This is a genomic window from Paludibaculum fermentans (assembly GCF_015277775.1).
Taxonomy (GTDB): domain Bacteria; phylum Acidobacteriota; class Terriglobia; order Bryobacterales; family Bryobacteraceae; genus Paludibaculum; species Paludibaculum fermentans.
Genome location: NZ_CP063849.1, coordinates 329537 through 341673 on the forward strand (window position 1 = coordinate 329537; position 12137 = coordinate 341673).

General features: G+C 63.1%; 12 protein-coding genes. 5 read left to right on the forward strand and 7 right to left on the reverse strand.

What is annotated here, in order from left to right; translation table 11 throughout:
• Nucleotides 1-67 precede the first annotated feature (67 nt).
• Together IRI77_RS01245 and IRI77_RS01250 are read left to right on the forward strand one after the other, a co-directional pair.
• Entirely contained in the window at nt 68-2176 is a 2109-nt protein-coding gene (locus tag IRI77_RS01245; RefSeq protein WP_194450277.1) for an alpha-ketoacid dehydrogenase subunit alpha/beta, read from the forward strand.
• Nucleotides 2177-2179: 3 nt separating this feature from the next.
• Nucleotides 2180-2944 (forward strand): hypothetical protein, encoded by a 765-nt coding sequence (locus IRI77_RS01250; RefSeq protein ID WP_194450278.1) that lies wholly within the window; start codon nt 2180-2182, stop codon nt 2942-2944.
• Between the two features lie 2 nt (nt 2945-2946).
• Here the strand turns inward: IRI77_RS01250 and IRI77_RS01255 are convergent, their stop codons facing one another.
• On the reverse strand, nt 2947-4200 hold the full coding sequence (locus IRI77_RS01255; RefSeq protein WP_194450279.1) for a hypothetical protein: 1254 nt from the start codon (nt 4198-4200) through the stop codon (nt 2947-2949).
• Between the two features lie 160 nt (nt 4201-4360).
• Between IRI77_RS01255 and IRI77_RS01260 the strand changes: the two genes are divergently transcribed.
• On the forward strand, nt 4361-4663 hold the full coding sequence (locus tag IRI77_RS01260; RefSeq protein ID WP_194450280.1) for a hypothetical protein: 303 nt from the start codon (nt 4361-4363) through the stop codon (nt 4661-4663).
• 9 nt (nt 4664-4672) lie between these two features.
• Nucleotides 4673-5278: an HAD family hydrolase gene (locus IRI77_RS01265; RefSeq protein ID WP_194450281.1), complete on the forward strand. Its 606-nt coding sequence runs from the start codon at nt 4673-4675 to the stop codon at nt 5276-5278.
• Between the two features lie 6 nt (nt 5279-5284).
• On the opposite strand, the gene IRI77_RS01270 is transcribed toward IRI77_RS01265, so the two are convergent.
• The 6 genes from IRI77_RS01270 to IRI77_RS01295 form a co-directional block, all read right to left on the reverse strand.
• Nucleotides 5285-5713, reverse strand: coding sequence for a BlaI/MecI/CopY family transcriptional regulator (locus IRI77_RS01270; protein ID WP_194450282.1), 429 nt, complete (start codon nt 5711-5713; stop codon nt 5285-5287).
• Nucleotides 5713-6774, reverse strand: coding sequence for a 3'-5' exoribonuclease YhaM family protein (locus tag IRI77_RS01275; RefSeq protein WP_194450283.1), 1062 nt, complete (start codon nt 6772-6774; stop codon nt 5713-5715). The genes IRI77_RS01270 and IRI77_RS01275 overlap by 1 nt, the downstream gene beginning before the upstream one ends.
• Before the next feature lie 13 nt (nt 6775-6787).
• Nucleotides 6788-7939 carry a peptidylprolyl isomerase gene (locus IRI77_RS01280; RefSeq protein WP_194450284.1) on the reverse strand — a complete coding sequence of 384 codons (1152 nt, stop codon included), beginning with the start codon at nt 7937-7939 and terminating at the stop codon, nt 6788-6790.
• Between the two features lie 92 nt (nt 7940-8031).
• Entirely contained in the window at nt 8032-9129 is a 1098-nt protein-coding gene (locus IRI77_RS01285; RefSeq protein ID WP_194450285.1) for a hypothetical protein, read from the reverse strand.
• A 30-nt stretch (nt 9130-9159) separates the two neighbouring features.
• Nucleotides 9160-11145 (reverse strand): M56 family metallopeptidase, encoded by a 1986-nt coding sequence (locus IRI77_RS01290; RefSeq protein ID WP_194450286.1) that lies wholly within the window; start codon nt 11143-11145, stop codon nt 9160-9162.
• The gene (locus IRI77_RS01295; protein WP_194450287.1) at nt 11142-11525 is read right to left on the reverse strand and encodes a BlaI/MecI/CopY family transcriptional regulator; all 384 of its coding nucleotides are present in this window, start codon (nt 11523-11525) and stop codon (nt 11142-11144) included. The genes IRI77_RS01290 and IRI77_RS01295 overlap by 4 nt, the downstream gene beginning before the upstream one ends.
• A gap of 105 nt (nt 11526-11630) precedes the next feature.
• On the opposite strand from IRI77_RS01295, the gene IRI77_RS01300 reads away from it, so the two are divergent.
• The gene (locus IRI77_RS01300; RefSeq protein WP_194450288.1) at nt 11631-12137 is read left to right on the forward strand and encodes a zf-TFIIB domain-containing protein; all 507 of its coding nucleotides are present in this window, start codon (nt 11631-11633) and stop codon (nt 12135-12137) included.

A 12137-nucleotide genomic window follows, 5' to 3' on the forward strand; every position in this document is an offset into this window, starting at 1 on the left:
TACCCCTTTGCCGGTTTTTTCCAGTGGTGGGAAGCGGGGTAAACTGACTGAAGGGAGGCAAGCAGCAATGGCGACCACCGACAGCACGGCTGTGTCCGTTCGGCAGAACGTAGACCGCTATCACGGTCTGGACCGCGATCAGCTGCAAAGTGCTTTCCGTCTGATGCAGACCGCCCGCCGCCTCGACGACCGCGAGGTGATGCTCAAGCGCCAGAACCGTATCTACTTTCAAATCAGCGGCGCGGGCCACGAGGCCATTCAGACGGCCACCGCTTTGGCGCTCCGGCCCGGCTACGACTGGTTCCATCTTTACTATCGCGATCGAGCCCTGGCGCTGGCCCTCGGTGTCACCCCCGAGATGATGCTGCTCCAAAGCGTGGGCGCGGCGGCCGATACCGCCTCGGGCGGCCGGCAGATGCCCTCCCACTGGAGCTCGCCGGAACTCCACATCTTCACCGGCTCCTCGCCTACGGGCACCCAGTTCCTGCACGCCGTCGGTTGCGCCGAGGCCGGCCGATTCCTGCACCCCGAATCCGATGAGTTGACCCTGGTCACCACCGGAGAGGGCGCCACCAGCGAAGGCGAGTTCTGGGAGTCGCTCAACGCCGTCTGCCTGAACCGCCTCCCTGTCCTATATGTCATTGAGGACAACGGCTACGCCATCTCCGTGCCGGTGGAAAAACAGACTCCCGGCGGCAACCTCTCCCGCCTGGTCTCAGGTTTCCCTGGACTACTTCGTATCGAATGCGACGGCAACGACTATCTCGCCTCATACGCGGCCGTCAAACAAGCGGCTGAGTACATTCGGGCCGGCCATGGACCCGCCATGGTCCATGCCCACTGCACCCGTCCCTATTCGCACTCCCTTTCCGACGACGAACGACTTTATAAGACCAAGGCCGAGCGTGAGGCCGAAGCCGCCTGCGACCCCATCATCAATTTCCCGCGATTCCTCATCTCCGAAAACCTGATGGAGGAAGTCACCTATAAGCGGATCTGCCATGAAGTGGACCTTGAGATCGCCGAGATCACTGAGCGCGTCCTGAAGGCCGAACCGCCCGCCAAGTCCTCCGCCTGCCTCTATTTGTACTCGCCCGACATCGATCCCACCGGCGATCAGTTCGACAAGGACCCTCACTGCGCCGGAGAGCCGCGCACCATGGTCGACGAGATCAACCTCACCCTGGCCGAAGAGATGGCCCGCAACCCCAACATCGTCCTGTTCGGTGAGGACGTGGCCGATTGCAGCCGCGAAGAGAACTTGCGCGAAGTGAAGGGCAAGGGCGGAGTATTCAAAGCCACCTTCGGGCTGCAGGCCAAGTTTGGGTCTCGCCGAGTCTTCAATACCCCCATCGCCGAAGCGGCCATCCTGGGCCGTTCCATCGGCATGTCCTCGCGGGGCATGAAACCGGTCTGCGAGATTCAATTCTTTGATTACATCTGGCCCGCCATGATGCAGATTCGGGACGAGATGGCCAATGTGCGCTGGCGCTCATACAACGGCTGGAAGTGCCCGGCCGTCATCCGCGTCGCCATCGGCGGCTACCTCAACGGCGGAGCCGTTTATCACAGCCAGTGCGGCGAAGTGGCCTTCACCCACATCCCGGGTCTCCGGGTGGTGTTTCCGTCCAATGCCCTGGACGCCTGCGGCCTGCTGCGCACCGCCATCCGCTGCGACGATCCCGTTCTGTTTCTTGAGCATAAGCGCCTATACCGCGAGCCTTACAATAGGTCTCCACACCCCGGCCCCGACTTCACCATCCCCTTCGGCAAAGCGCGCGTGGTCAAGCCCGGCCACCACCTGACCATCCTGACCTACGGCATGACCGTCCAGAAGTCGCTGCTCGCCTCCACGTTCATTGAGCAGAAGCATCCCGAGAAGTCGGTCGAGGTCATCGACTTACGCTCTCTGGCGCCATACGACTGGGAAGCCATCCGCCAGTCGGTGGAGAAGACCAACCGCGTACTGATTGTGCACGAGGACTGCCTCAGCTTCGGCTACGGCGCGGAGATCGCCGCCCGCATTGCCGGTGAGCTGTTTGAGCACCTGGATGCCCCTGTCGGCCGTGTCGCCGCCCTGGACACCTGGGTCGGCTATCATCCTGACCTGGAAGACGAAATCCTGCCCCAGACGGAAGATATCCAACGCGAAGCTGAGCGCCTGCTAGCCTACTGAAGTATGCGCCGGGCGCTCTGCCTGCTGTTCCTGCTCTCCGCCATGCCGCCCGTTGAGGCGAAACTGAAGACCCGCATCTTCCATCGCCGGTCCGGCGGCTTCTCGGTGCGGCGCCGCCTGTTCACCAGTCCACTCATCACCGACCCCGGCAATGTCGACCTGGAATTCAGCGGCGCATTCGACACGAACTCGTCGTATACCTTGCCCGCCACGCTGAAATACACCCCTGACCAGTGGCGGACGGAGTTCAGTGCCGGTGTGGACTCGATCGCCAGCGTCGTCGACGACACCTCCGGCCGCACTACTCACTTCAGCGATCACGTGAACCTGGCTGCGACCACTGCCTTCCGGGCCGGCGATAACTTCACCTGGGCGATCGCGCCTACCGCGGCGGTCTTCCTGCGTGGCGAGTCCGGTTCCCGCTTGGGCGGGGCGCTCTATGGCCGCTATGATCGTGGATCCAACACGTTCAGTGGCGGAACTTCATGGAATGCTGCAACACGCAGTTCGGCCACAAATCCAGCCGGCACGCTGGATTTGAATGCAGGCTACGGTCGCAAGATGCGTCGCTTCACCGCGTACACCAACGTGCAGTGGGAGCGCTCGACGGGGGTGGATGCCTTCTATTCCCTCTTCGAAGGGGTGGAGTACGAACTGAACGACCGGTTCGCGATCGACCTCTCCGGAGCACACTACGGCATCCGTAGCGGGACCATCGACAACCAGATCGTCCTGGGCCTGACCTGCACGCTCTACAAACGACGTTGAGGCTACTTGTCGCCCGTCACGCGCCACTTCATCTTTAAACCCGGTAGAATCTGGCCTTTGCGGGCATCCCATTCGAGATAACCCTCACCTGTCTGCACCTTGCGGACCAGCAGTTGCATTCGAGGTTTTCCGCCGGCCTGAAAGGCCGGGTTCAGCTTCCGGCTCTGCTGGATCAGTCCGGCGACCGGGCTGGTCTCCGCCAGCGTGACGTTGAGTGGGACGCTCTCGCCGCCAAGTTCGAGCGCGTCGAAGGTCAATCCAATCTGGTAAGTGGGGTAGGGAATCGCCCGCTTCTCGACCTGGACCACCTGTCCGCGGACCACGGTCCCCTGGGGCGCCAGCAGTCTTTCGCCCAGCCGGAGATCCCGGGCCAAGCTGGCGCGCAGGGGTTGCCCCACCGTGGCCGAGGAGAGGTTGAGCCCCTCGTCCAGAGCCAGCTCGAGGACTGCCCCTGACGGTAGCGTGAATGTCTCGTGGGGTTTGGGTGACGCCTCCGCTGGAGCGTCAAAACTGAGCGTGGACTCGCTTTGAAAGCGGCGGCAGCCCTGCACCTGGATCCGGTTCACATTCTCCAGGCCGTCGGTGGTGATCACGGTGGCGGTGGTTAGCACCGGCAGCAGGATGGACTCCTGCCCGATCGACATGCGGCCGTAGATCAGCGTTGTCTTCGCCTCAGAGAGCCCCAGGTGCTCGGGTATGTCGAAGGCCTGGACCTCGACACGCAGCAAGTCGAGCGAATCGGCGTGGATCCAGAAGCTGCCCTGATAACCGGTCTTCGCCTCGGCATTGCCACTGCGCAAAACGTAGTTGCTGCTGGCCGGATCGACGTCGAAGTCGTACTCGTGCGCGGGCTTGCCGGGCCGCTCGTTCAACCCCTGGTACTTGTACATCGTCTTGGAGGTATTCAGGATCTGGCGCGTGAAGAGAGCGAAGCGGCCGGTGCTGACGAAGCCGGAGCCGATCACCTCCGCCAGCGACTTGCCGTAGAACTGCCTGGCGCCAGGCCGGCCATAGAGCTCCCGGTCACCCGTTACGGCAACATCCAGCCGGACGATATCGATGCGTTGCAGTTCGCGATGGGCCGCTGCCCGGCCAAAGCGCTCAATGGTTTGGGAGCAAACGTAATCGGGCAGACGCTTCTGTTCCCCCTCCATGCGCTCCAGGAAACGGTCAAAGAGACCTTCCGGAGCCTGCCAGGCGAAGGAGATGGAGCGTAGACCCAGAAGAAGAACCACACCAGCCACGATGCGGAGCATGCATGACAGTATAGGCCCGATTGTCGGGATCGCAACGGTTGATTTCGCCCCGCGCCCATCCCGTCACTTCGTACCGCTCCTTAACGAATTGCAGTTAATCCCGCTAAGAACGTCAACTTTTTTGCGAGAGTCTCGTTCATAGCGGCAGGAGGCAAGTTCGATGAAGACTTTGATTCTGACCCTCACGATCACAGCGCTGGCGGCCACCGCCGGAGCGCAGACGATTGGGCAGCGCGAACGCAACCAGCAGCAGCGCATTGCCCAGGGTGTACGCTCCGGATCGCTGACGCCCAGGGAGACGGCGCGGCTGGAGCGGGAGGAGGCCCGCACCCGTGCCATTGTGCACCGCGACCGCGTGGATGGCGGCGGGATGACGGCAGCTGAGCGCGCCCGTGCGCAGAGCCGCCTGAACCGGACGTCGCAGGACATTAACCGGCTGAAGCACAACGGCCGGGGCCGCTAAAATGGTTGGGTGATCCGAACCGTTATCTTCGACCTGGGCCGTGTACTGGTCCCGTTTGATTTCCAGCGCGGTTATCGCGCTATGAGTGAGTACTGCGGCCTGCCGCCCGAGGAAGTTCGCGCGCGCCTCGGGCGGGATGGCCTGGTGAATGGGTTCGAATCCGGTGAGTTTGACGGGCCGGAGTTTGTCCGCCGCGTATCAGGCCTGTTGGAAACCGAGATCTCCTACGACCGGTTCTCAGAGATCTGGAGTTCCATCTTCCTGCCCGACACACTGATCCCCGAGAGCATGGTGGAAGGCATCCGGCGCAACTTCCGCACCGTGCTGCTTTCCAATACCAATCCCATCCATTACGAGATGCTCTACCGCACCTACCCCATCCTGCGGCACTTCGACGCCTATGTGCTCAGCCACGAGGTGAAGGCGATGAAGCCCCAACCGCGCATCTACGAAGCGGCGATCCAACAGGCGCAGTGCGCGCCGCAGGAGTGCTTCTTCACCGACGATGTGGCGGAGTATGTGGAGGGCGCGAAGCGCGCCGGCATCGATGCCGTACAGTTCCAGAATCACGCCCAGGTCGAAGCGGAACTTCGTGGGCGCGGCGTGAACTGGTAGCGGCCGCTAGAGCAGGGCGGCGTCGAGGCGCTGGGGTTCGTCCGCTTCCGGTTCGGACTCCACGTGCTGGGCGCTGCTGCCGGCAGGCTCCAGTTCGGCCGGTTTGGGCGGCACCCCATTGAGGTACACGCGCAAGCCGCCTTCTGAGCCTTCAAACAGTGAATTCACCAGCTCGTTGACGGCGAGGCGGCGCACCTCGTCCTTGGAAACCAGGGGCGTGTAGACGAACGACCGGCCGTTCTTGCGGCGGCTGAGCAGCTGTTTGCGTGTCAGCCGGTCGAGCATCGTCATCACCGTGGTGTAGGCCAATTGCTTGCCCGGCGCCAGTTTGTCACGGACCGACTGGACGTTGGCTTCACCCAGGCTCCACAGGGCATTGAGGCACTGCAGTTCCAGGGGTGGTGGGATTTCGCGGGCCGTTCTTCTCCGCTGCACTAAGATTCCTCGCTGAACAATCCTTGCAGCGCCTTCATCTTCTCGCCCATCACCGTAGCCTGTTTTGGGGGCGTGGCCGCCTTCACCGCCTGGGGTTTGGGAGCCGGACCGTTCAGGTACTTGCGCTTGTCGAGAATACTGCGCTCCAAGGCAGCATTGTATCCAGTCCAGTCGCCCGGTGTGGCCTTGTCCCGCTCCAGCGAAGCGCGCATGGTCTCCATCTTGGAATCGAGATTGTCGAGATGGTGCAGCAGCAGCGCCTCGGGGAACACCGGCAGCTTCGGACTGCCGTACTCCAACTGCCCGTGATGGCTGAGAATCATGTGCTCCAGCAGGTTCCGCAGCTTGGGCGGGAACCCTTCCGGGAGCTTCTCGCCAATCAGGCGCAGCGCGATCTGCATGTGGCCCAGCAGGCCGCCTTCCGTGGTGTAGCCGAAGCTGCGCGCGTAGCAAAGCTCGGTCACTTTGCCGATGTCGTGCAGGATCACGCCGGTGAGCAGCAGATCCTCGTCGAGGCCCGGATAGTGCGTCACCATGTAGCGCGCCATCGAGCATAGGCTGAGCACGTGTTCAATGAGACCGCCCAGCCAGGCGTGGTGAATTGCCTTGGCGGCCGGAGCCGTTTTGAAGGCGTTGGCGACCGCCTGATCCGCGAAGATGGCGTCGAGCAGAGCCTGCAGGTGCTGGTTGCGCATCGACGCGATGATCGCGCGCAGCTCGGCCAGCATCTCATCGGGATCGCGCTTGGAAGCCGGCAGAAAGTCGGCCAGCTTCACTTCGGAATCCTGAACCCGCTGCAGTGAGTAAACCGTCAGCTGCATGCGGTTCTGGTAGAGCTGAGTCTCGCCCTTCACGCGGATGAAGTCGTCACGATCGAAGGTCTCCATGACCCCCGGGACGTTATCCCACATCTTGGCGTCGATATCGCCGGTGCGATCCATCAGGACGAGGGAGAGGTAAGGCTCCCCGGTCTTCTTCTGACGGACGTCCTTGGCCTGGACGAGAAAAATGCTCTGCACACTCTGGCCGGGGGCCAGTTCGTTTACCGCGGGACCCTTCATCGTGTTGCGTTACCTACTTGCTGGTGGACACGCCGGTGGCGCCGACATTCGTGCCGGGAACGGGGAACGCCCACAGTAGACGCCGGGTGCGGCTCTGTGCCGCGACTTCTTCGCGGGTGGTCGTCTCTGCCTTCAACAGCGCGGCATTCTCCCAGCGCGTATCTTTGCCCGGAGCGGCGCCGGTGTCGATGGCGTCGTCGCGCAGTTCGAGGAACGCGCTGCGGCGCAGTTCGGTCAGGTACTCACGCACCTTGGGCGCCATGCGGGCGCCGGCGATGCGTTCCTTGATTTCGTTCTCGACATCCGCCAGTTCGGCCTGGCCTTCCTTGAAGTGCTCTTCCACGCGCAGGATTTCCCAGCCCGCGCCCACGCGAATGGGGTCGCTTACAAAGCCCTTGGGCTTCTCCCAAACGGCGTTGACGATTTCGGCGCTGAGGTCGCTCTTTTCCCAACCGCCCAGGTCGCCGCCCTGCTTGGCGGTCGCGGCGTCGGAGTTGTCCCGGATCAGGTCAGGGAAGCGTTCGCCTTTGCGGGCGCGGGCCACCAGATCCTTGGCTTTCTTTTCCGCGGCCGCCTTGCCTGCCTCGTCCTTGCCTTCCGTGCTCACCAGAATCTCGCGCAGGAACACGCGCTCTTTGCGGATGAACGAAGACTTGTTCTTGTTGTAGTAGTCCTCGATCTCGGCGTGCGGGATGTTGACCTTGCTGTAGACTTCCTGGCCGACCACACGCTGCGTCAGCATCTGGTTGGTGGTCTCGGCCTTGAAATCCTCATAGGTCATGCCCGTGGCCTCACGGACGTACTGCTGGAACTTGTCTGGATCCGAGATCTTGGTCTCGCTCTGCAGACCAGCGATGTACTTGGACACTTCGGAGTCGACGTTGATGTTCAACTCCTTGCCGCGCTGCACCAGAAGCAGGTTGTCGATCCTGTCGCGCAGGACGTCTTTTTCGCCCTGCTTCAGGGCTTCTTCGATCTGTTGGGGCGTGGCGCCCCTCGCTTTGAGGGCCGACGCGGCGTCTTTCTTGGCGCGCTCGAGGTCCGCCTTGGTGACAATGTCGCCGTTTACTTTGGCGAGGATCACCTCGACAGTCGACACGTCTGCGGCCATGGCCGGAAGGAGTCCGGCGAAACCCAGGCACAGAGCAAAGGCACAAATCCTCATGTATCCCATTATGGCTGAGGGATCCCCCTGGCCGCACGCCACCGTCTGGCGCGATTTCCTAACGACCGCTTCATGTGGAGCCCTGTCCGGTTCTACTCGACACCGTGGACGCGCAGTTTGGCAATCTGCGAGGCGCTCAGGTTCTTCATGCCCGATTCCTTCAACTTGCGCAGGTAGGCGCCGTTCACGCCCTGTGTGCAGAGCTCGCTCAGCTCACGCGGCGTGAAAGAATAGCCCAGATCGTGCGCCTCGCGGATGAAGTTGGTGGACACGCCGCGCATGTGCAATTCCGTGATCTCCCGCGCCGGCAGTGCCGCATAGCCCGAGTCTTTCAGCCCCTTCAGATATTGAGGAGAGACGCCATGGATGCGCAGCTCTTTCAGATCCCCGGCCTCGGGGCGCAGGCCGTAGGTCCTCAGATCCCGCAGGTAGTCGGAACTGACGCCGTGGATGCGCAGTTCCGTGATCTGCCGCGTGGGCAGATCGTATCCCGCGGACTTCAGGTCCTTGGCAAATTCGGCGGAGACGCCGTGGATGCGGAGTTCCGTGATGTCGCCAGCCGGCAGGTTGTAGCCGGCCCGTTGCAGATCCCGCAGGAAGTCAGTATTCACGCCATGAATGCGGAGCTGCGTGTAGTCGCGGGCGCTGAAATCGCGATACCCGGCTTCGCGCGCTTCGCGGATGTAGTCGCCGCTGACCCCATGGATCCGGAGCTCAATCAACTGCTTGGTCGAGGCGCCCAGCCCCGCATCCTTCACTTCGCGGGCGAAGTCCAGGCTGACCTCAGCCAGCAGGATGGCGAACAGGTCGTTGCTGTCGGGCTCGTCGTAGCCCAGTTCCTTCAGGCGCGAGACGAAAGATGGGTTGGGCGTAAATGTAAAATTCCCTGAGCCTCGTCCGAAGCTGAAGCCGCCTTCGCATTGCAGCTCGCCGGCATCCTGCACGAAGCTGAACTTCACCTTGCCGCCGTGATCGAACCAACTGGTGGAGAAGCCGCGGAAGCTGGTGAGCGGATAGGGCCGGCTGTTGCTCCAGTGATTGCCGTCTTTCCACCGCTCGACTGTGAACTGCACCTCGTCGGCGCGATCGGTCCGATGCATCTTCCAGCCGTGCTTCAGGTCCTGTCCGAGCATGGCGACGCCGGCCAGTAGCAGCGCCGCCGCGACCAGCATTGCGGATACGTATTTCATGGGATCTCTCCTGTGTATGAAGGGAGCGGACTAGATAACACCCGCCTGCTTGAGCTTGATGATCTGGCGGAGTGACAGATTGGACCCGTACTTGCGCGCTTCGCGCAGGTCGCCCGCGCGCAGGCCGTTATTGCGGGCATCGATGATTTCGCGGATCTCCAGCCGGGCGAAGCCAGTGTCTTTCAGATCCTGGAAGAACTGCGGCCGGACACCCTGCTGATGCAGTTCCACGCACTGCCGCGTATTGTAGGGGCCAAAGCCGAGGGCATGGATCTCGCGGACCTCTTCGGGTTTGACGCCCTGCTGGCGCAATTCGATCACTTCGCGGATGGTGATGTCGCGGATGCCGATGTCCTTGCAGCGAGCCAGGAATTCGGGCGTGATGCCCTGGGATCTCAGCTCGATGATCTGCCGTGTGGAGAGCTTGCCCCAGCCGGCGCGGCTGATGCCGAGAATGTATTCCGCGGAGACGCCCTGGTTCTTGAGATCGATGATCTCGTCGACGGGCAGGTCGCCGTAGCCGGCCGCCACCAGGGCGGTCAGCAGTGACGCTTTGTTGGCGCTGGACGCCACCGGCGGCAGGGGCGGAGCCGGCATGCCGCGGGGCGCGGCCGGAGGCGCCGGCGAGGGTCCAGGCCCTGCAGGCGGAGCCGGAGCAGGTCCAGGAGAGGCCACGGGCGCCGGTGACGGGCCGGGCGCCAAAGGAGCCATGGCCATCTCGGGCAATTCCGCCAGCGCCGCGCGCGGTGTGGGCGACGGAGCCGCCGACGGGTCGAAGGCGCGGTAGGCGGAAAGTGCCGCGGGGGCGCTGACGGCGGAGGGTTGCTGCGGCGACGGGTAAGCCGAGAGGGCGGCCCGCGGCGAAAGAGGCATCTGTGGCGTCATCGCGGACGCGGAAGCTACCGGCGCGACCGGAGGTGCAAACTCCTCATCTGAAGCGAAGGCGAACCAGTGCGGCGTCTGTGCTGAAGCAAGCACCATGCCGCCCAGCACGAATCCGCACAGGATGGCAGGCAATGCCGAGGCGCGGGCCGTGAAACGGCGGTCGCGGCGCAGCAGCATTTCCACCCGTTCTCCCAGGTGGGAAGCGCGCGTCGCCATACCGGTGGCCAGCATGGCCCGGCGGCGGGTCCAGCAGATCTCAAACAGGCGGGCCAGGCAGGCTGCGTAAGGGCGCGCCTCGCCGGTCATGGAAACCACCCAGTCGTCACAGGCGATTTCCCGCTCCCGCTCGATTTGGCGCAGGACCCAGGCGGCGGCGGGGTGCAGCGTCAGAAACGCTGTCGCGAATTGGCCCAGCAGATTGGTCCAGTCGTCGCGGCGCTCCAGGTGGGCGAGTTCATGCAGCAGCACCTGGTCGAGCTCCTGCGGAGTGAAGGCCTCCAGCACACGGCCCGGCAGGATCACCGCCGGGTGGAGGAAGCCGGCCGCCATCGGCGACGCGACCTCGTCCGAGATCATCAACTTCACGTCACGCCCAACCCTCGATTGCATGAGCCACTCATCGAAGTTCAACTTGAGTTCCAGCGCGGCCTTGGTGGACCGTTGCTTCACCTGGCGCAGGTAAACGTAACTCCACGCGATGCGAGTCAACTGTACGGTCAGGGCCAGCAGCCAGAGGCCGGCCGCCAGCAGGGGACAGTACCCGGTCTTCACCTCCACCGGAGCCAGCGGCTGCCGCGCCAGAGGCTTCGCGGAATAGGAGTAAGGCGCCGTCTCCGGAGCGATCTCCGGCGGAGTCGAGAACCGCGCAATGGGGCGGAACTGCTCGGCGTTCAACGGCTCGCTCTGCCAGGCGCGGAAGCTCCGGACGGCTGCAGGCGCGACGGGCAGCAGCGTGATCACGCCCAGCACGCCCCACCACACCAGATGGCGCGTTGCCGCGTTCAGGCCGGGCAGGAGCTTCATCGCCACACACGTGACCAGCACGACGGCGGCTGCCTGCCACAGGCTATTGACGATGGCGGACAGAGCGGCGGCCGAGGCCGCGTTCAGCAGGTCCACTCCCTCTTTCATTTCGCATCCTCCGCGAGCAGCTTCCGGATCCTTCCTAATTCCCTGGCCGTCAGGTCTTCGTCGTTCAGAACGTTCAGGACCAGCAACTCCGGCGAGTTCCGGAAGAAGCGGCTCACCAGATAGCGCACGGCGTTGCGGCCCGCTTCGTCACGGCCCACCAGAGGCTCGTAGACGAAGGCGCGCCCCTCCACCGGCTTCACATGCTGCAGGAACCCCTTGTCCTCGAGGATGCGCATGGTGGTGAGCACCGTGTTGTAGGCGAGGCCCAGCTCCTTCAGCGCATCCGCCACATCCGAGACAGTGCACGGGCCACGATCCCAGATGACATCCATCAGCCGGAGTTCGGCTTCGGTAAGATTCAGTGATCGTTTTCGGGCCAACCGGGACGCTCCTACAACTAAGGAATTAAGTGACAGTATTATTTGTAAAGCAGATCCGGTGCGGGGTCAACTAAGGAATTAAGAGTTTACACGGGGAGTTGTACGATGAACTGCAGGAACTGTGGCGGGGCGCTACGCCTGGACTCGGGTCGCGAGGCGCTGGCGTGCGACTTCTGCCACACACTGGTCTATCCGGAGCCCAACGAGGAAGGGGTCCGGGTCTTCGAAGCCGGCACCGGCGAAATGTGCCCGGTGTGCCGCCAGGAACTCAGGCACGCATCCTACCTCGGCAAGCGCCTGGGGTACTGCACAAAATGCCTAGGGATGTTGCTGGACCTGGACTCCTTCGGCGCGCTGGTCCAGATCGTACGAGCCCGCCGCGACCGGATTCCTGAACCGCCGCGTCCCCTGGATCCAATGGAACTCGAACGGGTCATCGATTGCCCGCGCTGCCACCAGCGTATGGATACTCACCCGTACGCGGGTCCGGGCAACATCGTAATCGACAATTGCCCGGACTGCCGTTTGAACTGGCTGGACCACAACGAACTGCGCCGCGTCACCACGGCTCCAGATACGCAATTGAACCCGGACGCGTGGTTCGCGCCGTAA

What these genes read in the sequence shown, in the direction of transcription:
- IRI77_RS01250 (WP_194450278.1), top strand. Translation starts at nt 2,180, where the DNA reads ATGCGCCGGGCGCTCTGCCTGCTGTTCCTGCTCTCCGCCATGCCGCCC.
- IRI77_RS01260 (WP_194450280.1), top strand. Translation starts at nt 4,361, where the DNA reads ATGAAGACTTTGATTCTGACCCTCACGATCACAGCGCTGGCGGCCACC.
- IRI77_RS01245 (WP_194450277.1), top strand. Translation starts at nt 68, where the DNA reads ATGGCGACCACCGACAGCACGGCTGTGTCCGTTCGGCAGAACGTAGAC.
- IRI77_RS01285 (WP_194450285.1), bottom strand. Translation starts at nt 9,129, where the DNA reads ATGAAATACGTATCCGCAATGCTGGTCGCGGCGGCGCTGCTACTGGCC.
- IRI77_RS01300 (WP_194450288.1), top strand. Translation starts at nt 11,631, where the DNA reads ATGAACTGCAGGAACTGTGGCGGGGCGCTACGCCTGGACTCGGGTCGC.
- IRI77_RS01280 (WP_194450284.1), bottom strand. Translation starts at nt 7,939, where the DNA reads ATGAGGATTTGTGCCTTTGCTCTGTGCCTGGGTTTCGCCGGACTCCTT.
- IRI77_RS01255 (WP_194450279.1), bottom strand. Translation starts at nt 4,200, where the DNA reads ATGCTCCGCATCGTGGCTGGTGTGGTTCTTCTTCTGGGTCTACGCTCC.
- IRI77_RS01275 (WP_194450283.1), bottom strand. Translation starts at nt 6,774, where the DNA reads ATGAAGGGTCCCGCGGTAAACGAACTGGCCCCCGGCCAGAGTGTGCAG.
- IRI77_RS01290 (WP_194450286.1), bottom strand. Translation starts at nt 11,145, where the DNA reads ATGAAAGAGGGAGTGGACCTGCTGAACGCGGCCTCGGCCGCCGCTCTG.